This is a genomic window from Labrenzia sp. 5N, from assembly GCF_012395805.1.
GTDB lineage: Bacteria > Pseudomonadota > Alphaproteobacteria > Rhizobiales > Stappiaceae > Roseibium > Roseibium algicola.
Genome location: NZ_JAAZTM010000004.1, coordinates 1 through 23,445, shown reverse-complemented (window position 1 = coordinate 23,445; position 23,445 = coordinate 1). Strand labels below are relative to the sequence as shown.

Here is a 23,445-nt window from a genome sequence, read left to right as displayed (position 1 = left end):
TGACCGGGAACCCTGCCGCTCAGGCTGCGGCATGGGCAGCGTCCCATTCACGCAGGGCGGCAGCATCGCGCAAGGTCACATCCGGATAATCCGGATCGGAGCCTACTTCCGGCAGGATCTTCCAGGAGCGGGCGCATTTGGTACCCTCGGCAAGGCCGGGCACGACAGCCACACCTTTGGTGTCGCCGAGCGTGAACGCGCCTTCCGGTGCCGGTTCGCTGCTGAGCGTCAACTGGCTGGTGATGGCGATGTCCGCCATGTCCTTGCCCTTGAGCGCGTCCATCAGTTCCGCATCGGTGACATGCACGACCGGGTGAGCTTCCAGCGAGGAGCCGATCCGCTTTTCACGGCGCTCGATTTCCAGCGCGCCGGTGATCACGCGGCGAACCGTCTTGATCTTCGCCCACTTGGCGGCAAGCGCATCGTCACGCCATTCGGCCGGAACAGTCGGGAACTGCTCCAGGTGAACGCAGGCCTCCTCGCCGTAACGGGAGGTCCAGGTTTCGTCCATGGTGAACGGCATCATCGGTGCGAGCCAGGTCACCAGGCAATCGAACAGCTTGTCGATCACGAAAAGCGACGCCTTGCGGCGCACGGACGAAGCCGCATCGCAATAAAGCGCGTCCTTGCGGATGTCGAAATAGAAGGCCGACAGTTCCACCGTCATGAAAGTGAACAGCTGGTGGAAGACCTTCTTGTAGTCGAACTCCCAGTAGGCTTCACGGATCATCTTGTCGAGTTCGACCAGCCTGTGCAGCATCAGCCGCTCCAGCTCAGGCATGTCGGCCAGTGCTACTTCTTCACCGGTGGCATGGCCAAGCGAACCCAGCATCCAGCGCAGCGTGTTGCGCAGTTTGCGGTAGCTGTCGACGCTGGTCTTGATGATCTCCGGCCCGAGGCGCTGGTCTTCCCAATAGTCGGTGGAGGCCACCCACAGGCGCAGGATGTCGGCGCCATACTGCTTGATGACGTCCTGCGGGAACACCTGGTTGCCGAGAGACTTCGACATCTTGCGGCCGTCTTCTGCCATGGTGAAGCCATGGGTCAGAACGGCGTCGTAAGGTGCATGACCGCGTGTACCGCAGCTTTCCAGCAGCGAGGAATGGAACCAGCCGCGATGCTGGTCGGAGCCTTCAAGGTAAAGGACATAGTCCTTGCCGCCGTCGGTCTTGCGCTTGGGTGCGAGATCTTCGCGCTGTTCCAGAACGAACGCATGTGTGGACCCACTGTCGAACCAGACATCCAGGATGTCACGGACCATGTCCCACTCGTCTGCCTTGTAGTCGTTGCCCAGGAAACGCTCCTTGGCGCCATCCGCAAACCAGGCGTCGGCACCCTCCGCCACGAAGGCATCGAAGATGCGCTTGTTGACGGCTTCGTCCTTCAGGACTTCAGAAGTTTCCTTGTGGATGAACACGGTGATCGGCACACCCCACGCGCGCTGGCGCGAAAGGACCCAGTCCGGCCGGTTCTCGATCATGGAGCGCAGACGGTTCTGGCCGGCACCCGGCACGAAGCGTGTCTCGTCGATGGCGTTCAGTGCCCGCGTGCGCAGCGTGTCGCCTTCGCCGGACAACTGCTTGTCCATGTAGACGAACCACTGCGGCGTGTTGCGGAAGATCACCGGCTTCTTGGAACGCCAGGAATGCGGATAGGAATGCTTCAACCGGCCGAGACCGATCAGGTTGCCGCTTTCCTTCAGCTTTTCGATCACGGCCTTGTTGGCCTTGCCCTTCTCGCCCTTGTGCGTGATGACTTCGCAGCCTTCGAAGCCAGGCGCATCCTTGGTGTAGAAGCCGTCATCGGCAACAGTGAAGGGGATCGCGGTGTTGATGCCGCGTGCTTCCAGATCGGCCCGTTTGGTCATCCAGATTTCAAAGTCGTCCGTGCCGTGGCCGGGTGCCGTGTGCACGAAGCCGGTACCGGCATCGTCGGTGACATGGTCACCGTCCAGCAGCGGCACGTCGAATTCGTAACCGCCGAGATCGAGCCCTGCCAGCGGATGAGCACAGGTCAGGGTTTCCAGCTCGTCGTTGCTGACGGACCGGACACGCGCAAAATCGGTGATACGTGCGTTCTTGAACACTTCGTCGGCGAGGGCATCCGCCAGGATCAGCTTGTCGCCCTTCTGGACCCAGTTGTCGTCCGGCAGTCCGTCCTGCGTAACCTCGTAGAGGCTGTAGTCGATGCGCGAGGAATAGCTGATGGCGCGGTTGCCCGGGATGGTCCAGGGCGTGGTCGTCCAGATCACGACCGAAGCGTCCAGCAGTTCCTCGACAGCCGCTTCATCGCGTCCGCCGGCACTTTCGACCGGGAACTTCACCCAGATCATGTCGGACTGGTAGTCCTGATACTCGATCTCGGCTTCGGCAAGCGCGGTCTTTTCGACCACCGACCACATCACCGGCTTGGAACCGCGGTAAAGCTGGCCGGAGGTTGCGAACTTCATCAGTTCCCGGGCAATCACGGCTTCGCTCTCGAAGCGCATTGTCAGGTAAGGGTTGTCCCAGTCGCCCTCGATGCCGAGGCGCTTGAACTCCTTGCGCTGGACGTCGATCCAGTGCTCGGCGAATTCGCGGCACTCGCGGCGGAATTCGTTGATCGGCACCTCGTCCTTGTTCTTGCCCTTGGCGCGGTACTGTTCCTCGATCTTCCATTCGATCGGCAGGCCGTGGCAGTCCCAGCCTGGAACGTAGTTGCTCTCGAAGCCCGTCATCTGCATGGAGCGCGTGACGATGTCTTTCAGCGTCTTGTTCAGGGCATGGCCGATATGGATGTTGCCATTGGCATAGGGAGGTCCGTCATGCAGCACGAACTTGTTGCGGCCCTTGCCCTGTTCGCGCAGCTTTTTGTAGACGTTCATCTGCTCCCAGCGAGCGAGGATTTCCGGCTCTTTCTTGGGAAGGCCGGCGCGCATCGGGAATTCGGTCTGCGGCAGGTTCAGCGTTTCGGAATAGTCGCGTTTATCTGTCTCGGTCATCGTCACGTCGATCCGGTCGTTCGGGCCCTGGGCCCGCGTCATATGTCAGGATGATTGCCGGCCCGTTTCGGGCAGCAACATGAAATCTGGAAGTCCCGGTCCCTGGCGCCGCATTGCCGCGTCAGCCGAAGGCCGGGCAAGTAATTCGCGTAATCGCGATCGTCGGTCTGGCGACGACTATGAGAGCCTTGTGTTGCATGGCAAGGGACATAGCAGCACTTCGGCGATGAATAAAGATGTTCCGGCAATTCCTGTGTTGTTTGTCTGTCCGGCAAACGTACAACTTCCGAAAATCGGCTTCGGGTAACCGAATATGAATGTCTTTCGGTCATGGATAGGCCCGGATTGAGACGGGTGAGCGACGGACAGACCGGCAGAAAATGGCCAATCAGGTGAAACAGGCGGCAAATGGGTCGCAGGCGGGCGTAGACAAGGCAAGTCTCTGGTCTCGCGGTGTCGTGACGGGTGACTGGCTGAGCTGGGACCGGATCGGCTTTGCATGTCTGTGTTCCGCAATCGGCTTCACGCTGGGCCTTTTGTGGATGCTGGTGGTGCCCAATACTTATGGCGCGCCCAACGGCACGTTGCTGATGGATTACCTCAGCTTCTGGATGGCTGGGGGCCAGGCTCTCAACGGAACGCCGGAAGTGGCATACAGTCCCGCTGCGTTTTCCGCCCTCCAGCAGCAGTACACCGGAACAGACACCGTCTTCGGTTTCTTCTATCCGCCCACGTTCCAGATGCTGCAGATGCCGTTTGCGCTTCTGCCCTACAAGATCGCGTTTGCCGTCTTTATCGGGATCACCACGGGCCTGTTGTGTCTGGCCTGCCGCCTGATTGCGGGCAACTGGCTGCTGGCCGCCTGCCTGATCCTCGTTCCGGCCTGTGCGAACAATGCTTTCCATGGTCAGAATGCAGCGTTGACCGCAGCGCTCTACGGTTTCTTTCTCGTCGGGATCGAACGGCGGCAGATGGTGTGGGCGGGCATCGCGCTGGGTTTTCTGACCATCAAGCCGCAGTTGGGCATCTTGGTTCCGCTTGCCCTTGTTGCCAGCTTCAATTGGCGGACCTTCCTGAGTGCATCCGTCTCGACGCTGGTGTTCGCCGCGCTCAGTGTTGCGGTACTCGGCTTTGGCACCTGGCAGGCCTTCTGGATTCAGGCGCCGGTTGCCTCCGCCATGATGGAGCTGGGCGGCGTGGAATGGGTCAAGATGATTTCGGTTTACGGTGCAGGCAGGGTGCTGGGGCTCGGTCATCTGCCGGCGATGATAGTGCAGGCGGTCTTTGCCCTTGCCGCTGCCGTTTGCGTGTGGCGGGTCTGGCGGCGGACGGACGCCATGTCGGTGCGGGCTCCGGTCCTGGTCGGCGGCACCTTGCTGGTCACACCCTTTGCCCTTTCCTACGACCTGACGCTGATCATCATCCCTTGTGCCTTCCTGATCCGCGAGGGCCTCAGAAACGGCTTCTTGCCTTACGAGAAAATAGCGCTCTTCATCATCATCGGCCTGTCTGCATCCACCAGCCCGTTTGCGATCTGGCTCGGCATCCCGATCGCACCCGTCCTGCCGGTGATGCTCGTCTGGCTGGGGCTGCGCAGACTGCAGTTGCACGCCGCACATCCGGAACGAGAGCACCTCGACGGCGCGGTTGCCGGATCAGTTTGAGGCCGCCTGCCGCAGCTTGCGCTCGCGGTGGGTGATGTAGAGCCCGCTCGAGATGATCAGGGCAATCCCCAGCCAGGTCGGGCCGTCCGGAAAATTGGAAAAGACCAGATACCCGAACAAGGTGGCGCTGACGATTTCGATATATTGCAGCGGTGCCAGCATACTGGCGCTGCCGCGTTGAAACGCGGAAACAACAAGACCGTGGCCAGCGAAGGAAATCAGCCCGATCAAGGCCAGCAAGCCGGACTGGGGTGCGTCCGGCATGACGAATTCCATGCCTTCGATCCCGGTCAGATATCCGATCACAAGACCTGTCCCGAGCAGCAGTGAACCGGACAGGCCCGCGCTGAACTGGATGGTCAGAAGATCGTCGCGAACGGGGTAGAGCCTGTTGAGCAGCAGGTAGAAGGAAAACAGAACGGCGGTTGCGACCGGCAGCAGGCTGACGAGGCCAATTTCCGCCAGCGTCGGCCGCAGCACGATTATGGCCCCCAGCAGGCCAACGAGAATGGCGCCGATCCGCCGCGGGCCGACCTGTTCCTTCAAAAGCACCGCCGCAAGGATGGTAAGGACCATGGGCTCAACAAAGAAGATCGAGATCGCGGTCGCCACCGACATGTACTTCACCGCAGTGAAGAAACAGAGCGATGCCGTGCCCAGAAGAATGCCGCGCAGGTAGTTCACGACCGGTTGCTTGCCCCTCAGGTGCATGAGGCGGCCGGTGACCAATGCAATGGCAAGGCTGATCAGAAGCTGAAAGAAAAATCGGCCGAATGTGACCTCAAGCGTCGGCAGCTCCGCGGAGAGATATTTTGCGGTGATATCCATCACCGGCAGCAGCAGCATGGCCGACGTCATCAGGAAAATCGCCATGAGCGGGTTCTGCTCGACATCCCCGGAACGCGAGGAAATGGATGGACGCTTCATCGTGCTGCAACCTCCGGAGCGTCTTCATCACTGAAAACCACACGCGAACAGGGATTTCGCCGGCCTTCCGGCGATGGGCAATCGCTTGGGAGAGGGACCGGCAACAAGGAAAGGGCCGGGCAAAAATCTCTGTGGTCGCTGACCGCAGCAGGATTGCCGATCCATATTCCTTTTGAAGTTGAACGTCTCCCGGAGCAAGCCGGCAAACGCCAAGTTCGTCAGAAAAGAGAAAATATTTTGAAGGCTGCTCAGGCGGAAAGATCGAGCAGTTTCATGTCGAGTTCGGACAGCGGCTGTAACGAGCCAAGCGCGGCGCGGGCTTCTTCGCTGTCCCGGTCCATCTGGGCAATCAGTGCCTCGACCGAGTCGAATTTTTCCTCGCCGCGCAGATAGGACACCAGGTGCACGCGCAGCGTCTTGCCGTAGAGATCGCCAGCAAAGTCGAACAGGAACACTTCAAACAGTGCGGCGCCATTGTCGAAGGTCGGGCGGCGACCATAGCTGGCGACGCCGTCATGCCAGGCCCCGTCGACACGGACCTTGACCGCATAGATGCCCTGCTTCAGCGGGCAGTCCTCGGTAAGGCTCATGTTGGCGGTCGGATAGCCGAGGTCGCGGCCGCGCTTGTCTCCGTGGCGCACGTCCGCCTCGAAGAACCAGCGGTAGCCAAGGAGACCGTTTGCCTGGGCGATATCCCCCCGTGAGAGGCTGTCGCGGATACGTGTGGAAGAAATGACTTCGGCGCCTTCGTCTTCCTCGCGCTGGACGATGGTCACGCCGAAGCCGTGGTCGGCGCCGGCGGAACGCAAATAGTCTGGGGTGCCCTGTCTGGCCCGGCCGAAGTGGAAGTCATAACCGGTGACCGCGTGGGAGATGCCGAGCGTGTCGATGAGAATGTCCTGAACGAAGGCATTCGCTTCGATGCCGGCAAACTCCCGGGTGAAGGGAAGGATGAGCGCGCCATCGAGACCGCACAGGCGCAGCAGGTCGAGTTTCTGCTGTGGCGGGGTCAGACGGAAAACGGGTTTGGACGGGTTGAAGACCGTGCGCGGATGCGGCTCGAAGCTCATGGCATAGACGGGATGATGCGTGCCATGGCCAAGACCGAGCGCGGCGTCGAGCACGGCACGATGGCCCCTGTGAACGCCGTCGAAGTTGCCGATGGCAACGATGCCGCCTTTCAGGTCCGCCGGAAAGGCATCCAGGCTTTCGATGATCGGAAAGCTGGAGGGATCAGTGGAGCTCATGCGGCAAACCTTCGCGCAACGATACGTCACAACGGTCCGGTGTGCCGGCCCGTCCTGCAGGAACACGTCGAACAAGGCGCTCCAGGTGGAGCAGCCCTGCCGACTTTGGCGTGGAACCTGCCGTCAAGCAAAGCAAAGGTCAAGATGGGGATGTGCCGAAGACTTGCCTTTGCGGTCGCTGCCCGTCAAAGACCTGATTGATCTTCGTCCCGGCCAGGAACCTTCACCAGTGCCTCGCCTTCCAGAACCACGGTGTCGTCGACACTGCAGATACAGGAAAGGCGGGCACGGTTGCCGCGCTCCATCAGTTCCTCGACGGTGACAGTCACCTTGACGTCATCGCCGATCCTGACCGGTGCCTTGAAATTGAGCGTTTGCGACAGATAGATCGCGCCGGGGCCGGGAAGGCGGGTGCCGAGCACGGCCGAGATCAGGCTGGCCGTATAGAGGCCATGGGCGATTCTCGTCTTGAAGGGCGTGCGGGCGGCAAAATGTTCGGACAGATGAATCGGGTTCCGGTCGCCGGATACTTCCGCAAAGCCGACCACGTCGGAAGAACTTACATGCTTCACGAGTACTTCGCTCATACCCACGGAAAGATCTTCGAAGCAGAGTTTTTGCAGTTCCAACATTACGGTTTCCGCCCTGATTTGTCTTGATTTGAAGTAGGCGGACGCTAGGCGGTGCAAGGTTTTCTGGCAATTGTGCTTTGGGCGAAGAAAAAAGCGCCTGTTATTAACGGTCTTTTCAGGGGCGGCGGGTAGATTGCGTTGAGTGTGGGGAGGTGAGGACACAATAATGTGTCGCTCTCCTTCGAAGTCATAACGCGTTTCCACCGGCCCACGGCCAGGGGCCGCGCAAATTGACAGTATGGAGTAGACAATGGCCCTTGATCTTCAGATGCCGGTCCTCGTGGTCGATGACTACAAAACGATGATTCGCATCATTCGGAACCTGCTCAAGCAACTCGGTTTCGAAGACATCGACGATGCTGCGGACGGCACCGAAGCTTTGGAAAAAATGAAACAGCGCCGTTATGGCCTGGTGATTTCCGACTGGAACATGGAGCCGATGACCGGTTACGAGCTGCTGAAGCAGGTTCGTGCCGACGGCAGCCTCAGCAAGACGCCTTTCATCATGGTGACTGCTGAATCCAAGACGGAAAACGTCATCGCCGCCAAGAAAGCCGGCGTGAACAACTACATCGTGAAGCCTTTCAATGCTCAGACGCTGAAAGGCAAGATCGAGGCGGTCTTCTCCGATTGATTTCTTGCACTTGGCGGGGAGCTGCGTTGGGGCGCACCTCCGCCAGTGCCAGACGGATGTACAGGATCGGCGCGGTCTTGCTGGGCAGGCAGGCCGGGTCAGCTTTGCTGCATCCGAAAAGTTATAGCGGTTCCTGAGAATTCCGGATCCGCGCTTCGGAGGATGCTTTCAAAATGGAAAGGCTCGACCTGGTGGCCAGTATGAAACAGGAAAACATTGCCCGAGTCATAGACTTCCTGCAGGAAAACAAGAACAGGCAAGGTGAAGTTTCCCTGACCGACGTGATGCATCTTGCAGAAGTCATGTCGGGTTCGATGCACGATTTTCTGTCGACCGTACAACCGGCCGTTACGGAAGAGCTGACCGTCATCGCCAAGGAAATCAGGCGCATGAAGGAGGAAATCTCCCAACTGCGCGCCAATGACATGACTGGCAGCAAGATCCCGGACGCCGGACGGGAACTGGACGCCATCGTTGAGGCGACGGAAGAAGCCACCAACACCATCATGGAAGCAGCCGAAGAGATCATGGGCGCCGATGCCAGCGACCATGAAGCCTATCAGGAACTGGTCAGCAACAAGATGATCAGCATCTTCGAGGCTTGCACCTTCCAGGACATCACCGGGCAGAGAATTTCGAAGGTGGTCGAAACGCTTCGTTACATCGATGAGCGTGTGACTTCCTTCATCGAGCAGCTGCGCATTCCGGAAGACCTTGATGCGAAGTTGGTTGAAACAGAGTCGGAGCGCCGCAAGCGCGAGCTGATCCTCCATGGTCCGCAGCATTCAGGCGAAGGTGTTTCGCAAGACGATATCGATGCCCTTCTGGGCGGCGCACAGGCGGATATCGACAAGCTGTTCGACTGATCCGGACTGAAAAAACGATTTCAAAGGGCTCTCCATTGGAGGGCCCTTTTTGGTTCTGAACATTCTCTCCATCGTCATCCCATGGCTTGACCATGGGATCCATGCCGTTTGGTCTCCAGTCGGATTGGCCTTGTGCGGGTCAAGGCAACGGCTTGGACTGCAGGGTAAGCCCTGCAGCGACGACGTCGGAGAGGAGCATCTATTCGGCGGCCGCCAGCTTCTCCCGATGCGCCTTGCGTTCCCGGGCGAGTGAGGTCAGGTCAAAATCGTCGAGGATGGTATAGAACGCTGGAACCACGAAGACGATCATGAGTGTCGTGCCGATCAGTCCGAAGGAGATCGAAGTCACCAGCGGGATCAATACCTGTGCCTGAGGGCTTGTTTCGAACAGCAGCGGCAGCAGGCCGACGATGGTGGTCACCGACGTCAGCAGGATCGCACGGAACCTGGCCTTGGCACCCAGTGGAGCGATCTCTGCAACGCTTTCCAGCGATGGGTCATGCTCGTCCTTGATGAACTGGACCAGCAGGATTGAATCATTGACCACGATCCCGGCTAGCGAAATGAAGCCCAGCATGCTTGGCATCGCAAAGTCGATGCCCATCAGGAAGTGCCCCCAGACCGCACCAATCAACGCCATGGGGATGAGCGTCATCACCACGACCGGTTCGCTGTAGCTTCGGAACTGGAAACTCAGCAGGATGAACACGAAGATCAGGCCGGTGCCGAGTGCCTTGACCATGGACGCCTGCGTCTTGGCGCCTTCCGCATTCTGCCCCTCGGTCGAAGTGCTCAATCCGGGGTATTTTTCCAGGAGTTGCGGCAGGTATCTCGTTTCCGTGTCCTTGACGACTTCGTTGGCATTGGCAACACCGAGAAGAACGTCGCCGGTGACCGTCACGGTCGGTACCCGGTCAATACGATTGATCCGCGTGAAGCTGCGGTCGGATCGGATGTCGGCGACGGAGCCGAGCGGGACCCGGTGACCAGAAGGGGTCTCCACGGTGAAGAGTTCGAAATCGCCAAGGCTGTTGCGGTCGCTGCCGGCAAGGCGGACATCGACTTCGAAGCTTTCCGAACCGACTTGAACCTCATCGGCGGTAATGCCGTTGTAGGCCCCTCTCAGCTGGTCGGCGATTGCCTTGGCATCAAGTCCGACTGCCCCGGCTCCGTCCTTGAGAGACAGGGCCAGTTCCGGTTTGCCGAGGCTGAGATCGTCGGAAATGTTGTAGACGCCGTCATAGCCCTTGAGCCAGGCCTGAAGCTCTTCAGAAGCCTGGTCGAGCATTTGCAGGTCATTGTGGGCCAGGCGCAATTCGATGGCGCGTCCCGCCGGACCGATGCTGGATTCGGTGAGAATGATGCGCCGGACGTCGAGCGTTTCGGGCAGTTCCTGGCGCCAGACTTTCAGGATCTCCTGGTTGCCTGCGTCACGAAGGGGCCCGTCCAGCAAATCAATGTCGATGGTCGCCAGATGTGCTCCGCTGGTGCCGGCATCGCTGTTTTCGTTGAACCGCACCAGTATGTTCTTGAGGAGGGATGTTCCATCCGGATTGCGCGGCGACAGCGCCGCATCGGTGCGTTCCAGCGCACTGATTGCCTCTGTCACGACCTTGCGCGTGTCGGCGAGCGTCGCACTTGCCGGCAATTCGATCCGCGCTTCGATCTGGTCGCCTTCCACGTTCGGAAACGCCTGGAATTTAACGACGCCGCCGGCCAGCAGCGAGACCGAAGCGAGGAAAAGCATGAAGCAGGCGCCGATGACAAAATAGCGGTTCCGCACAGACCATGTGGCACAGGGACCGATCACATGCTCTCGCGCCCACCCGACACCGCTTTCCGCCTTGCGGGTTACCCAGTTCGGAGTGTCGCGCGTAGCGCCATGGGACAGGTGGTTGGGCAGGATCAGAAAGGCTTCGACCAGCGACACGGCCAGAACCAGCAACATGACCATCGGGATCACGCGCAACAGGTCGCCAAGGTCGCCCTCGATAAAGGCAAGTGCACCGAAAATGGCGGTGGTCGTGGCAAACGAAGACAGCACACCCGGGGCGACCTGCCGCGTTCCCTGCACGGCGGCCTCCAGGGGACCGAGCCCTTTCTGGCGCCGTGTCGCGATGTTTTCGGAAATTACGATGGCGTCGTCCATCATGATGCCGACCACGATCAGCATGGCCACCATCGACAGCATGTTGATCGTCAGCCCCAGAATGGACATTGCGGCGAGCGCGCCCAGAAAGGACACCGGCAGGCCCATGCCGATCCAGAATGCCTGCCGCCCGCCAAAGAAGATCCACATGGCCGCAACGACAAGCGCCAGTCCCTGGAGAGAATTGTTGACCAGCATCCACAGGCGGTCCTTCAGGATGATCGAGCCGTCGTTGATGATGGTCAGGGCGATGCCCGGGGCAGTACGGGCCTGTTCCTCATCGACGAATTCCTGCACCCGCTCCACCACCTTGATCAGGTCGTCACTGCGGGTCATGGAAATGTCGAGAACAGCGGCCAACCTGCCGTTCAGCCGGGTTTCGACCTCTTCGTCCTCGAAGAGATCACTTATCGTGGCAATGTCGCCCAGCTTGATCTGGCCGCCTTGCGGGGAAGAGGCGACAATCACCAACGCATAGGCATCCGCGGCAAGGCGCTCGTCGGCGAAACGCAGCAGGATCGAGCCGCCTACAGTCGTGATCTCTCCGGAGGGAGCGCTGACATTCTGCCTGGTGAGGGTATTTGCGATTTCCGAGAGGGTTAGCCCAACTTCACGCGCGGCGGCGTCGCGCACCTCGATGCGGAACTGCCGGTCAGAGAAGCCGGAAATCTCGACCTGGGGTATGCCGCCGAACTTCAGCATGCGGTCCTTCACCGCTTCGGCGTAGTTCTTCAGCTGCGGCTTGTCGTCAATTCCGGTGATGACGACGGAGGTCGCCTCGCTCAGGCGGCCCGCCTCTTCGATGATCGGGTCTTCAACGCCCTCGGGAAAATCATCGATCGCGTTGATCTCGCGGTCGATATCCAGCATCAGCTGGTCGATGTCCTTGCCTTCCATGATCTTGACGGTCGCAAGTGCGAGGTTTTCCCGGGAATCGCATTTGAGTTCGTCGATGTTCTCGATCCCGTCGAGCGCATCCTCGATGCGTCGGCATACGGTGCGTTCCACATCGGCTGAGGTTGCTCCGGGATAGGCGACTGTCACGGTAATCCGTTTTATCGGGATCTGCGGAAAGGTTTCCAGCAGAAGACCCGGAAGGTTGAGCAGTCCGAGAATGATGAAACCGGCCATCAACAGATTGGCGGCGGTTGGGTGCTGGGCGAAGTAGCGGATCATGGCTGGTCCTCACCGTTGAGAGCATCCGTGCTCGCCATTCGCTTCAAACCTGCCTTCACAGCTTCGTCTTCGACAGGCTTCAGCAACATGCCTTCGATCACCGGGGACACATCGCTGACGATGACCTTGCTTCCAGCTGGCAGATCCGTTCCCAGAACGACGATATCATCGAAGCGGAAGGCGATTTCGACCGGCACCGTAACCAGTCGGCTGTCGGGCGAGACAGTCATGATCCTGCCACTGTGGACCGCGTTGCGCGGCAACACGATCTGATCGGCCACGGGCGGTGCGGACAGCTCAACCTCGGTAAACATGCCTTTGACCAATGGCGGCTTTATACCCGGCCGGATGGTGTCATAGGGCTTGTCCACGCTGACGATCAGTCCGATGGAGCGGGTGTCCGGATCCACCGTGTCGCTGACCCGCTTGACGTGCGCATCCCAGACGGCGGTCTCTCCGACGGATCCGACCCTTACCTTGGCCTTCAGCCGGTCAAGCGAATGCCGTGCCCGGATGACACCTTCTTCCGTTTCCAATTGTCCGGGAAAGGCCAGATTGGCAAATCCGGCCATGTTGCCAGGACTGATCTGAACGTCGATGTCGGCTGCGTCGATGCCGTCAAGTTCACCGATGGAGCTGCCGGCACCGACATACTGGTCGATCTCTACATTGACCTTCGAAACCCTGGCATCGAAGGGAACACGGATCGTGGTGCGGGCAAGGTTCAGCTTTGCGGTTTCCAGACGAACCTCGTTCTTGGCCTTTACCTGCTCCAGTGCCTTGCGCTTCACCGGGTTGAGCGCAATCTCGTTCTCAAGGTCCTGAACCCGCGACTTTTGCTGAAGCACCGTGCCTTCCTGGTTTTCGACCAGCTGATCGGACGCGACCTTGCGCTCCTGAAGCGTTTTCAGCCGGGCCAGCTCACGCTGTTCCAGGTCGAGGACCGATTTGGCAATCGCCAGGGATTGTTTCTGTGTATCCAGGGTAACGGCCAGCTCTTCAATATCCACCTCGGCACTGGCGATATCGCTCTGCGCCTCGGCAATCTCCAGCTCGTAGTCTTCCGGTGCCAGTGTCACCAGAATCTTGCCTTCCGGGATGAATTCACCGCGTTTGAAATCCGGATTGATGTAGGTGACCCGGCCGGACACCTGCGCGATGGCATCAAGTGTATGGGCCGGATCGACCGTGCCGTACCCGGTTACGCGCGGCACGAAGTCCTGAGGCTCGACCGTGACGACACGCACGAGCGTCGTCGTTTCCCCGATGTCGGTGCGCTTGGGTGCTTCGCGCCCGCTCACCGCATAAACCAGCACTGCTGCACCGGCGATCACGGGGGGAAGGATCAGGGCTTTTCGCAACAGCGACACGGCGGCTCTCCTGGCAATGTTCGCTCGGCGGGCTGCAGACCTCCGCCGACCACAATTCCTTTAATGCAAGTCCAAACTTGCAAATAGTGATGATCCAATTTTATTGCAAGCGATTGCTTGCATTTGCATCCTGTTTGGCATTAGGTGCGACGGAATGTCTTCCGGAAAATTGAGGGCGCGCCCGGCGCGTTTGGCGGCCAAGTGCCTAGAAATGTAGATGTTTCAGAAATCTATTCCGCAACAGTCGCACTGTTTTGCGAGCGCGGGTTCAGCGGAACCACGACCAAGGAAATAGCGGACAGGGCAGGGGTGAACGAAGTCACGCTGTTTCGCCGTTTCGGGTCGAAGGCAGGTTTGATCGAGGCCGCCATCGGCGACACGCTATCCGACGTCTCGTTCGGCAAGATGTTGCCGGGGGAAGACGTAAAGGCCGATCTTCTGGAAATCGTGCGCAATTATCTGGAGACCTACCGCAAGCATAGCGGGCTTGCCCTGACGCTGTTTGCGCAGGTGCCCCAGCATCCTGAACTGCGAGCGGTGACGCCCTTTCTGCTGAAAAACCTGCAGGGCGTAGCCCGCACATTGGCAAAGCATCAGAGCAGCGGGCGGCTCAAGCCGGGCGATCCGGTCAGCTTCGCCGTTGCGCTCATCGCGCCGCTGGCCGTCATGGGCTTCATGAAGGAGATGGGCCTGGGGACAGGCCACGAAGGCCTGGACGTGGAAAATTACGTCCAGACCTATTTGCAGGGGCATGGCCCCGATACGGGACGTTAAATGAGCCCGCTAGCAATACTGCGCGCGCTTACCACCAAAGACGCGGCAGGGCAGCACGTGCGCGCAGGCCTTCTTCGGCCAGACGGCGGCGGATCAGATGTTCGTCCGGCGCGTCGCTCGGACCGAAGTCGGAGGCATGGATGCCAGCGGTGATGAACAGAACGTCGAGATCCTGAGACACCGCACCGCGGATATCGGTCGGCAGACCGTCGCCGATGGCCAGGACGTCTTCCTTGGCGACCTCTTCGCCCGCCAGCGTCGCGAGGCGCTTCATCGCCGCGTCGTAGATGGGGGCATGCGGTTTGCCCAGAATGGCCACTTCGCCGCCGAGATCTTCATAAAGACGGGCAAGGGCGCCAGCGCACCAGATCAGGCGCTCTCCGCGCTCCACCACGATGTCGGGGTTGGCGCAGATCATCGGCAGGCCGCGTTCGGCCAGCTTCTGCAGCCGGTCGCGGTAATCGTCGGGCGTTTCGACCTCGTCGTCTTCCAGCCCGGTGCAGCTGATGCCTTCCGCTTCCTCGTCATTGGTGGTGAAGGTGGCTTCAAGGCCGTGATACAGCGGCTGGTCCCGGTGCGGACCGATGTGCAGGAGCGTCTTTTTGCCCTGAGCCACAAGGACCTCGCGGGTCACGTCGCCGGAGGTGACGATGTCGTCGTAGGTTCCGTCCGGCACACCAAGAGCGGCCAGCATTTCGCCAACCTGCTTTGCAGGGCGCGGGGCATTGGTGATGAGGACCACCTTGCCACCGGCTTCCTCGCGAAAGGCCTTGAGGGCTTTGTGCGCGCCTTCAAAAGCCGATACACCGTTGTGCAGCACGCCCCACACGTCACACAGGATGCCCTTGTAGGACGGGGCGAGGGTGCGGAGCCCCTCAACAAGAAGCGGTGCAGAAACTGTCATGGCGGGTCACTCGGATCTGGGTAGGTCTGATAAGCTTTGCTGAAGAATCGACGCAAACTCGGCGCGGACCATATAGGAACATGGCGCGGTGCGAAACCGAGTAGAGGGAGTTTCATGAAGGTCAGGCAACTTGGCGAACAGGTGATCAACCAGATTGCGGCCGGCGAGGTCATCGAAAGACCCGCCAGCGTGATCAAGGAGTTGGTGGAAAACGCCGTCGACGCCGGGGCAAAACAGGTCGAGATCGTCACCGCCGCCGGTGGCAAGACGCTCATGCGCGTTGCCGACGACGGCGAGGGCATGCGCCAGGAGGATCTGCAACTGGCAATCCGCCGGCACTGCACCTCCAAGATTTCCGACGACGACCTGTTCGACATCCGCACGCTCGGGTTTCGCGGTGAAGCGCTGCCGTCCATCGGCTCCGTCGCCCGGCTGGCGATCCAGACCCGTCACAAGGACGAGGACCACGCCTGGGCCATCGCCGTCGAGGGCGGCAGGGAGCAGCCGCTTGTGCCCGCAGCCCGTACAAAAGGCACCCAGGTTGAAGTGCGTGACCTTTTCTTCGCGACACCTGCACGGCTGAAATTCCTGAAATCGGATCGTGCGGAAGCGGCCGCCATCACCGAAATCGTCAAGCGGATCGCGCTCGCCTATCCGGAGATCGGCTTTTCCCTCGGCGGCGCCGACCGGCAGTCCCAGAGCTGGCCAGCAGCACGCGGCAGTGAACCGCATCTTGCTCGGATCGCGCAGATTCTCGGCCAGGATTTTGTCGACAACGCCATGGAAATCGACGCTGCCCGGGAAGGCGTGCGTCTCACCGGTTTTGCAGGCTTGCCGACACACCACCGTGGCAATGCGCAGAACCAGTTCTTCTTCGTCAACGGCCGCCCGGTGAAGGACAAGCTGCTGCTATCCGGATTGCGCGGAGCCTATGCCGATGTGCTGGCCCGTGACCGTCATCCGGTTGTGGTTCTGTTCATCGATCTCGACCCGGCATTGGTCGATGTCAACGTGCACCCGGCCAAGGCCGATGTACGCTTCCGGGACAGCCAGCTTGTGCGTGGGCTTCTGGTGGGTGCCATCAAGCATGCACTGGTTCAGTCCGGACACCGGTCATCGACCTCGAACGCGGCCGTTGCACTGGACGCCATCAGGGCACAGTCGGCGGGGTTCTCTCAACCGGGTCATACACCATCTTCTCCAACAGGTTCCGGGGGATATGGCGGTGGTTCCTACACCCGCACGTCTGCTGCGCCCCATTGGGCGCCGGAGGCCTTTCGCCCGCTCCAGATGGAGGAAGCGCACGCAACAGGCTTTGCCGAAGCAGCACAGCCGGCCTTCGAACGGCAGAACGGTTTTGCCGACTTTGCCAGACCGTCGGCGGATGCCCGCGCGAATGACGTCCCGGTTGAAACCGAAAAGACCCGCCTTCCGCTGGGGGCCGCCCGTGCGCAGGTTCATGAAACCTATATCATCGCCCAGACCGAGGACGGTGTCGTCATCGTTGACCAGCACGCCGCCCACGAGCGCCTTGTCTACGAACGTCTGAAGGAAGCGCTGGCCAAGAAGGATGTCGCCCGCCAGATGCTGCTCATCCCCGAGATCGTCGAGTTGCCGGAAGAAGATGCAATTCGGCTGGCTGATCGCGCGGGGGATCTCGAAAAAGTCGGCCTGTCCCTGGAAGCCTTCGGCCCGGGTGCCATCGCCGTCAGGGAGACCCCCGCTATCCTCGGCGACATGGATATCCAGGGCATGGTCCGGAACTTGGCCGACGAGCTTGCCGAATGGGACACTGCCGAAGGTCTCAAGGAAAAGCTGGACCATGTTGCCGCCACGATGGCCTGCCACGGTTCGGTGCGTGCAGGCAGGCGCATGCGTCCCGAGGAAATGGATGCGCTCTTGCGCGACATGGAAGCCACGCCGCTTTCCGGACAGTGCAATCACGGCCGGCCAACCTGGGTGGAGCTGAAACTCGGCGATATCGAGAAGCTCTTCGGCCGCAAATAACCCGGCAATCTGATCGACCTCCCGATGCGGATCGTAGACGTCGGAGCAATGGGAGACAGTCAGATGACACAAAACGGCTCCGGCAGCGCGGAACAGGCATTGAACAAGACCGGCAGACCTGGGCGCACGCTTTGGAAGGCCGTCTCGCGTGTGGCTGTCATTGTCGGCATCGCCTACGCCATGGCGGCCGGTTACATGTATTTCAACCAGCGCAGCTTCATCTTCGTTCCAACCGGAGAGTTGAGTACGCCGGATGAAAAGGGGCTCTCAGGTATCACCGTTGAAACAGCGGCGATGGCTGACGGTACAAAGGTGACCGTCTGGCACGCGCCACCTGCTGCTGAAGGCGCTCCCACGGTACTCTATTTTCACGGCAATTCAGCCAATGTCTCCTCCCGCTGGAAGCGGTTCAAGCAGATCCTGGACAGCGGTTTCGGTCTCTATGCGCCCAGCTACCGGGGATATGCCGGAAGTGAGGGGAGCCCGTCGGAAGAGGCGTTGATTTCGGACGGCCTTGAACATTTCGACCGGATGGCAGCTTCAGGCACGCCGGTCATCGTCCATGGAGAAAGTCTTGGCTCGGGTGTTGCCGCCGCAGTGGCGGCAGAGCGTCCGCAAACGGACCTTGTGGTGCTGGAAGCGCCCTATACGGCGCTGGTCGACATGGCCTGGGACAGGTATCCCTGGTTGCCGGTGGGCCTCATGATGAGCGACCCGATGGCGACACGGGATCGCGTCGGCAAGATCGCCGCGCCGGTCCTGATCGTGCATGGGACGGAAGACCGGGTCATCCCGGTGGAACACGGCAGGCGTCTTTATGAATTTGCGAAAGACCCAAGGCAGCTTGTGATTGTCGAAGGTGGCGGTCACAGCAATCTGTGGTCAAACGGGATGTGGGACTTCGTTCTCGCCGCCTGGGTGAAATGGCGCGAAGGCTCTTGAACCATCTGCCGTGTTGCGCCTGAAACAGAAAACCCCGGGCGAAGTGCCCGGGGTTTTCCTTTGCCGGGGTTACGGCATCAGAATGTGCGCTGCAGGCGGAAGGTCCCGTAGAGCTCGTAGGTGTCGTTCAGGCCGGAGGAGCGGCTGTAGTCGACATCACGATACTGGAATTCCGGGCCCATCAGGAAGCCGGAGACCGGTTCCCAGACCACGTTTGCGGTCGCGTCCCACTGGGTGAAGTCATAGGCGCTGGTGCCGCCATCGACATCATGGTAGCCGCCTTCGACATTCACCTGAACGGTGTCGGTTACACCGAGCGTCACGCCGCCGAAGATGTTCAGCGTCTTGGTGGTCTCGGTGCTGCTGCCATTCCAGACCGCATCGGTGATGCGGCTGTTCCAGCCCGTGGACCCGTATCCGCTGGCGCCATCGGTATAGACGGCCTGCAGGGAGACGGCACCGCCCTTGGCAAAGCCACCGAAGTTGACGGTCACGCCGGCACCAGCTGCCCAGCCGAGTTCGTCTTCCGTCCGGCCTGCAAGACCGTTGTAGGCAGCGCTCGGATAGACCTGGTGAAGAGCACCCATGATCTGGGCCTGACCCCAGCCCTGGTTGACGCCCAGTGCCGCGACGAAGTCCGGTGCGCGGGTGCCGCCATAGCCCTGGTTGGTGCCGTTGAACGCGATATTCTCTTCGCGGCCTGAACGGTCTTCCAGCGCGACAGTCGCATTGAAGCCGTTGCCGAAGGCCATCGTATAGGCGACCTGATTCAGCTTGCGATCGGAATAGCTTTCGATCTGCGCGTTGAAGGCATATCCGGTGAAGAAGTCGAAGTTCGAACCGTTGTGACCGGCCAGCAGGCCGCCCCACTGGATATAGGCCTTGTCCAGCGTGGTCGAAGTCGAGGCGTTGGTCAGCGTGATGTAGGATTCGATAAAGGCACGCAGTGTGCCGAATTCGGTCGCGGTACGTGCATCAAGGTAGAGATAGCCGCGCGAACGCCACTGGTAACCGTCAGTGTCCCGGTCGCCCCAGGCGTTTTCGGCCTCGCCGAAGTTGCGGACGCGGAATTCGGTCCGGACACGGCCGCCTACGAGCAGGCAGGTTTCGGTGCCGGGAATGTAATAGAAGCGCGCGCCGTAGGCGTCACAGATCCGGACATAGTCGACAGGTTCCGGAGCCACTGGCAGGTCGGCCGAAAGCGCCGGACTTGCGGCCGCGAAGAAACCGGCAATTGCCCCGAGAACAACATTACGAGTCATTTGATACTCCGATGAAGTGCGGAAATACCCCCACGCACATTATGCCGTTCGTAGATGTCAGTTTCAGCCTCTCGGAGAGGTGAAATCAGCAGATATGAGCGATTGGTTGATGTTGTTGCTTTTGAGCAACGGGCAATCCGGTCAATTTAACTTGAAAACCGTTTAGCGCTTTGCCTGAAAGAACGATCTGAGCAACTCCGCCGCGCGTGTCGCGCCTATGCCGGAATAGACATCCGGTGCGTGATGACAGGTCGGCTGGCAGAAAAAGCGGGTGCCATGATCGACCGCGCCGCCCTTTTCATCTCCCGCGCCATAGTAAAGCCGGCGGACCCGCGCAAAAGAGATTGCACCGGCACACATGGGACACGGTTCGAGCGTCACGTAGAGATCGCAGTCCGGAAGGCGTTGCGAAGCTGCCCGTTCGCATGCGGAGCGGATCACGAGAATTTCTGCGTGAGCTGTCGGATCGTTGAGCTCCAGCGTCCGGTTCCCGTCTCGAGCGATCACTTCACCATCGCGAACGAGCACCGCACCGACCGGCACTTCACCGCGTGCCGCCGCTTTCTCGGCCTCTTCGAGCGCGAGATCCATGAACGATGTCTGATTGGCAGAAGTGGTAAGCATCGAGCAGGGTGAGTCGGAGCGTAAGTGTAGGGTTCAGCCTCGATTTGAGAGGCTGTCGGCTTTGTTCTGTTTACCCGTTATTATGCCGGTCGTCAGCCCCGGACAGGGCCTTCGCCGAGGCGTCAGGCCGCCGCCATGCATCCGGAGCACGGCGCCTCTGCGGTTTATGCAGAAAACAAGCGATTCCCGAAAGGCTCAAGCTCTGCTATGACGCGCGCATGACGACAAGAAAATTCTCTTCCGAGCGCCCGGGTCCCGCAAAAGGCCGGGGACGCGATAAACGTGCACCGGAAAAGCGCCGGTCCGCACCGAACGACAAATCGAAAGCCGGCCCCAAAAAGGGCGACTTCGAAAAACGGGCGCCGAGACCGGCGACTGCACCGCTGGCAGACGAAGCCAATGATCGTGGCGAACGCATTGCCAAGGTCATGGCGCGCGTCGGCCTGTGTTCTCGCCGAGAGGCGGAAGTGTGGATCGAAAACGGCAGGGTTGAGCTCAACGGCAAGCTGTTGACCACGCCTGCGGTAACAGTGACAGCTGACGACAAGGTGCTGGTGGACGGGGAACCGTTGCCGATGCGCGAGCGCACCCGGCTCTGGCTCTACCACAAGCCACGGGGTCTGGTGACGACCAACAAGGATCCGGAAGGCCGTCCGACGGTGTTCCAGCGCTTACCCGATGATCTCCCGCGCGTCCTGACCGTGGGCCGGCTCGACATCAACACTGAAGGCTTGCTGCTCCTGACCAATGATGGCGGCCTGGCGCGTGTTCTGGAATTGCCGGCCACCGGCTGGTTGCGCCGCTACCGCGTGCGCGCCTTTGGCAAGGTGACCCAGGCGGATCTCGACACATTGAAGGACGGTATCGCGATCGATGGCGTGCTCTACGGCGCGATCGAGGCGACGCTCGACAAGGAGCAGGGCAACAACGTCTGGATGACGGTCGGCCTGCGCGAAGGCAAGAACCGTGAGGTCAAACGGGTTCTGGAACATCTCGGCCTCGCCGTGAATCGGCTGATCCGCCTGTCCTATGGCCCGTTCCAGCTGATGGATCTGCCGGAAGGCGATGTCCGTGAAATCCGGGGCCGCGTTTTGCGTGACCAGTTGGGCGATACGCTGGCCGAGGAAGCCGGTGCGGATTTTGACGCTCCGATCTTTCATGCCCCCAAGCCGGAAGCGGAAAAGAAGCCCGCAGGCGCCAAGCGTGGCGGGGGCCGGGAAGGTGGCGGCAGGGAAGGTAGCGGCAGGGATGGCGGCAAGCGTGAAGCCAGCCAGGGCCGCTGGATGACCGCACGCGAAGGCCGTAGTGAGACCGACCGCAAGCGGGCAGCCAAGACTGAACGCAACGAAAAGCGTGAAGACCGCAAGAAGACGGCCGGCCAGGGGCCGCGCAAGAATGCCGGGCCGCGCCAGGAAAAAGTAAAAGTCTCGCCGCGCTCCCGTTTCCGCCTGACGTCCGAGCCGAAACCGCGCAAGGATTTCGGTGAAGAGCGTTTCACACCACCTTCCCGCCGTATCTGGGGTGAGGAAGGCATGGTGGAAGACAAGCAGCAGGAACGTCGTTCCAACCGTGACAAGGACGACCGGCGTGGGCCTCCGAAAGGTGGACGTCCGCCGCGTCGCGGGGACCGGTCTTGAGAATAGTCGCCGGGCGTTTCAAGGGCGCGGCTCTGGCCGCGCCGAAATCGCACGACACACGGCCGACCAGCGACCGATTGCGTGAAACCATTTTCAACATCCTGGCTCATGGCCTGGATGTTGATCTTGAAGATGCAAGGGTCCTGGATCTTTTTGCCGGCACCGGCGCGCTGGGCTTCGAGGCGATCAGCCGGGGCGCCCGCCATTGCACCTTCATCGAAGAAGGGACGGAAGCGCGCGGCATCATTCGACGGAACATGGAGGCGCTGGGCCTCAATGGCGCTGCCAAGATATTCCGGCGCGATGCCACCCGCCTTGGCAGTGCAGGCACCATCGAGCCTTTCGATCTGCTGTTTGCCGACCCTCCCTATGACAAGAAGCTGGGTGAAAAGGCCCTTGCTTCGGCAGCGGGCGGAGACTGGCTGAAACAGGGCGCCTTGTGCGTGCTTGAAGAGAGATCTTCAGCTCACATCGATGTTCCCGAAGGCTTCGAGGAACTCGACCGCCGCCAGGCAGGCGATAGCCAGGTCGTGTTCCTGCGATATGGCGGCTGAAGTCTCTTTCGGCCCGCCATCAACCCACTCGTCTCGCTGTGGGATTTCTTTCACCCGTCAGGCGCCGCCCGGCATCATGATGTAGGCGGTTTTCCGCGTTGGCAGGCTGGAACGGCTGACGATCAGGGCCGGCGTTTGCGCCCGCACGATGTCATACCCTGCCTCCTGCGCTCGCCCGACAAAGGCCTGCAGTGCTCCGGAAAAATGGAAGTGCATCGGCACGACCATCGCAGGGCCGATGCTTTCCAGAACGTCCATCAGGCTGTCCAGCCGGAGCGTCGAGGAATTGTCTATGGCCGCAAATACGACGTCGATCTGACCTAGGCGGACGAGATCTTCCTGCGTAAGCCGGTGATGCAGGTGGCCGAGATGCGCAATGCACATGTCGGCGACCTCGAAGATGAAGATCGAATTGCCGAGCCGGCGTTCTTCCCCGTCCCAGCCGCGGATGTTGGTCTGGATATTGCGGATGCGGACATCATCAACCGTGACGTCATGGTCCAGCGGCCCGCCCTTCGGGTTCCAGCCGTACAGAAGATGTTCGATGTTCGGATCCGGGCTGATGGAGTAATGCGTGCTGTGAGCCCCGTTCATCGTGGCTACATCCGGCGGCAGAAGCGGGCGGACACTGTCGTTGTAGTCGGTTGCGATCCGCACGCCCTTGGGCGTTTCAAGTTCAAAGGTGGAATGGTCGATGTAGCGGATCTGGACTTCATTTGCCTGAAGTGACGCGCGCCAGATGCGCATTTCGTCCGGCCCGGGCGCTCGGTAGGGGGCGTCTGCAACCAGTTGACAGACCGCGAATGCGGGTCCTGCAAGAACGGCTGTAACCAGGAGGCTGAGCAGCACCGGAACCAGCCGGAACAATCCGCCGGCCTTCTGTCGCCGTCCGTGAATTGGGAAAAAGCACATTGCCATGTCAGTCCATCCCGAAAACCACACCTGAGCAAAATACTAGGGGGCAGACCGCCAACGGCAAGGCATGTGGAGGTGTGCGCTGCCCGTTTGCCTGAAACTTGAGACGTTTTGGAAGGGGGTGCCAAAAGAAAAGGCAACCGGCCTGCGCTTGTAGCTGCAAAGGCGGTTGCCTGAGGTG

The 23,445-nt window shown here is 60.4% G+C and carries 18 protein-coding genes; 8 read left to right on the top strand and 10 right to left on the bottom strand.

The features are described 5' to 3' along the window. Positions 1-19 precede the first annotated feature (19 nt). Positions 20-2,980, bottom strand: coding sequence for an isoleucine--tRNA ligase (gene ileS / locus HEP89_RS03165; RefSeq protein WP_168691660.1), 2,961 nt, complete (start codon positions 2,978-2,980; stop codon positions 20-22). Positions 2,981-3,360: 380 nt separating this feature from the next. On the opposite strand from ileS, the gene HEP89_RS03160 reads away from it, so the two are divergent. After that, a complete protein-coding gene (locus HEP89_RS03160) occupies positions 3,361-4,644 on the top strand; it encodes a glycosyltransferase family 87 protein (protein ID WP_168691311.1) in 1,284 nt (427 codons plus the stop codon). Here HEP89_RS03160 and HEP89_RS03155 read toward each other — a convergent pair. The 3 genes from HEP89_RS03155 to HEP89_RS03145 form a co-directional block, all read right to left on the bottom strand. Further along, entirely contained in the window at positions 4,636-5,571 is a 936-nt protein-coding gene (locus HEP89_RS03155; protein WP_023002059.1) for a DMT family transporter, read from the bottom strand. The two genes, HEP89_RS03160 and HEP89_RS03155, sit on opposite strands and share 9 nt — an antisense overlap. A gap of 248 nt (positions 5,572-5,819) precedes the next feature. Further along, positions 5,820-6,818, bottom strand: a complete 999-nt coding sequence (locus HEP89_RS03150) for a bifunctional riboflavin kinase/FAD synthetase (RefSeq protein WP_168686228.1) — start codon at positions 6,816-6,818, stop codon at positions 5,820-5,822. 185 nt (positions 6,819-7,003) lie between these two features. Then, the gene (locus tag HEP89_RS03145; protein WP_023002057.1) at positions 7,004-7,450 is read right to left on the bottom strand and encodes a MaoC family dehydratase; all 447 of its coding nucleotides are present in this window, start codon (positions 7,448-7,450) and stop codon (positions 7,004-7,006) included. Positions 7,451-7,700: 250 nt separating this feature from the next. On the opposite strand from HEP89_RS03145, the gene HEP89_RS03140 reads away from it, so the two are divergent. After that, positions 7,701-8,084, top strand: a complete 384-nt coding sequence (locus tag HEP89_RS03140; protein WP_006935666.1) for a response regulator — start codon at positions 7,701-7,703, stop codon at positions 8,082-8,084. 173 nt (positions 8,085-8,257) lie between these two features. Further along, positions 8,258-8,950, top strand: coding sequence for a protein phosphatase CheZ (locus HEP89_RS03135; RefSeq protein WP_209009821.1), 693 nt, complete (start codon positions 8,258-8,260; stop codon positions 8,948-8,950). A gap of 199 nt (positions 8,951-9,149) precedes the next feature. Here the strand turns inward: HEP89_RS03135 and HEP89_RS03130 are convergent, their stop codons facing one another. Together HEP89_RS03130 and HEP89_RS03125 are read right to left on the bottom strand one after the other, a co-directional pair. Continuing rightward, positions 9,150-12,275, bottom strand: coding sequence for an efflux RND transporter permease subunit (locus HEP89_RS03130; RefSeq protein WP_168691310.1), 3,126 nt, complete (start codon positions 12,273-12,275; stop codon positions 9,150-9,152). Beyond that, positions 12,272-13,645, bottom strand: a complete 1,374-nt coding sequence (locus HEP89_RS03125) for a hemolysin D (protein WP_077290745.1) — start codon at positions 13,643-13,645, stop codon at positions 12,272-12,274. The genes HEP89_RS03130 and HEP89_RS03125 overlap by 4 nt, the downstream gene beginning before the upstream one ends. 201 nt (positions 13,646-13,846) lie before the next feature. On the opposite strand from HEP89_RS03125, the gene HEP89_RS03120 reads away from it, so the two are divergent. Then, the gene (locus HEP89_RS03120) at positions 13,847-14,419 is read left to right on the top strand and encodes a TetR/AcrR family transcriptional regulator (RefSeq protein WP_158514211.1); all 573 of its coding nucleotides are present in this window, start codon (positions 13,847-13,849) and stop codon (positions 14,417-14,419) included. A gap of 28 nt (positions 14,420-14,447) precedes the next feature. On the opposite strand, the gene HEP89_RS03115 is transcribed toward HEP89_RS03120, so the two are convergent. Beyond that, on the bottom strand, positions 14,448-15,323 hold the full coding sequence (locus tag HEP89_RS03115; protein WP_077290743.1) for a TIGR01459 family HAD-type hydrolase: 876 nt from the start codon (positions 15,321-15,323) through the stop codon (positions 14,448-14,450). A 114-nt stretch (positions 15,324-15,437) separates the two neighbouring features. Here HEP89_RS03115 and mutL point away from each other — a divergent pair, with 114 nt between their 5' ends. Together mutL and HEP89_RS03105 are read left to right on the top strand one after the other, a co-directional pair. Beyond that, positions 15,438-17,330, top strand: a complete 1,893-nt coding sequence (gene mutL, locus HEP89_RS03110; protein WP_168691309.1) for a DNA mismatch repair endonuclease MutL — start codon at positions 15,438-15,440, stop codon at positions 17,328-17,330. 63 nt (positions 17,331-17,393) lie between these two features. Beyond that, positions 17,394-18,272 carry an alpha/beta hydrolase gene (locus HEP89_RS03105; RefSeq protein WP_209014427.1) on the top strand — a complete coding sequence of 293 codons (879 nt, stop codon included), beginning with the start codon at positions 17,394-17,396 and terminating at the stop codon, positions 18,270-18,272. A gap of 77 nt (positions 18,273-18,349) precedes the next feature. Here HEP89_RS03105 and HEP89_RS03100 read toward each other — a convergent pair whose 3' ends face one another. Continuing rightward, positions 18,350-19,534: a porin gene (locus tag HEP89_RS03100; RefSeq protein ID WP_168691308.1), complete on the bottom strand. Its 1,185-nt coding sequence runs from the start codon at positions 19,532-19,534 to the stop codon at positions 18,350-18,352. A gap of 162 nt (positions 19,535-19,696) precedes the next feature. Next, positions 19,697-20,158 carry a nucleoside deaminase gene (locus HEP89_RS03095; RefSeq protein ID WP_168691307.1) on the bottom strand — a complete coding sequence of 154 codons (462 nt, stop codon included), beginning with the start codon at positions 20,156-20,158 and terminating at the stop codon, positions 19,697-19,699. A gap of 218 nt (positions 20,159-20,376) precedes the next feature. Between HEP89_RS03095 and HEP89_RS03090 the strand changes: the two genes are divergently transcribed. Together HEP89_RS03090 and rsmD are read left to right on the top strand one after the other, a co-directional pair. Beyond that, positions 20,377-21,795 (top strand): pseudouridine synthase, encoded by a 1,419-nt coding sequence (locus HEP89_RS03090; RefSeq protein ID WP_209014425.1) that lies wholly within the window; start codon positions 20,377-20,379, stop codon positions 21,793-21,795. Then, complete coding sequence (gene rsmD / locus HEP89_RS03085) at positions 21,792-22,349, top strand: 16S rRNA (guanine(966)-N(2))-methyltransferase RsmD (protein ID WP_152508347.1); 558 nt, start codon at positions 21,792-21,794, stop codon at positions 22,347-22,349. Before HEP89_RS03090 ends, rsmD begins: the two co-directional genes overlap by 4 nt. Positions 22,350-22,406: 57 nt before the next feature. Here rsmD and HEP89_RS03080 read toward each other — a convergent pair whose 3' ends face one another. Next, the gene (locus tag HEP89_RS03080; protein WP_209014423.1) at positions 22,407-23,216 is read right to left on the bottom strand and encodes an MBL fold metallo-hydrolase; all 810 of its coding nucleotides are present in this window, start codon (positions 23,214-23,216) and stop codon (positions 22,407-22,409) included. Positions 23,217-23,445 lie beyond the last annotated feature (229 nt).

Coding starts and splice junctions, on each gene's coding strand:
- HEP89_RS03135 (WP_209009821.1), top strand. CDS start 8,258: ATGGAAAGGCTCGACCTGGTGGCCAGTATGAAACAGGAAAACATTGCC.
- HEP89_RS03145 (WP_023002057.1), bottom strand. CDS start 7,450: ATGTTGGAACTGCAAAAACTCTGCTTCGAAGATCTTTCCGTGGGTATG.
- HEP89_RS03090 (WP_209014425.1), top strand. CDS start 20,377: ATGACGACAAGAAAATTCTCTTCCGAGCGCCCGGGTCCCGCAAAAGGC.
- HEP89_RS03155 (WP_023002059.1), bottom strand. CDS start 5,571: ATGAAGCGTCCATCCATTTCCTCGCGTTCCGGGGATGTCGAGCAGAAC.
- HEP89_RS03140 (WP_006935666.1), top strand. CDS start 7,701: ATGGCCCTTGATCTTCAGATGCCGGTCCTCGTGGTCGATGACTACAAA.
- HEP89_RS03115 (WP_077290743.1), bottom strand. CDS start 15,323: ATGACAGTTTCTGCACCGCTTCTTGTTGAGGGGCTCCGCACCCTCGCC.
- HEP89_RS03100 (WP_168691308.1), bottom strand. CDS start 19,534: ATGACTCGTAATGTTGTTCTCGGGGCAATTGCCGGTTTCTTCGCGGCC.
- HEP89_RS03160 (WP_168691311.1), top strand. CDS start 3,361: ATGGCCAATCAGGTGAAACAGGCGGCAAATGGGTCGCAGGCGGGCGTA.
- ileS (WP_168691660.1), bottom strand. CDS start 2,980: ATGACCGAGACAGATAAACGCGACTATTCCGAAACGCTGAACCTGCCG.
- mutL (WP_168691309.1), top strand. CDS start 15,438: ATGAAGGTCAGGCAACTTGGCGAACAGGTGATCAACCAGATTGCGGCC.
- HEP89_RS03130 (WP_168691310.1), bottom strand. CDS start 12,275: ATGATCCGCTACTTCGCCCAGCACCCAACCGCCGCCAATCTGTTGATG.
- HEP89_RS03095 (WP_168691307.1), bottom strand. CDS start 20,158: ATGCTTACCACTTCTGCCAATCAGACATCGTTCATGGATCTCGCGCTC.
- HEP89_RS03150 (WP_168686228.1), bottom strand. CDS start 6,818: ATGAGCTCCACTGATCCCTCCAGCTTTCCGATCATCGAAAGCCTGGAT.
- HEP89_RS03105 (WP_209014427.1), top strand. CDS start 17,394: ATGACACAAAACGGCTCCGGCAGCGCGGAACAGGCATTGAACAAGACC.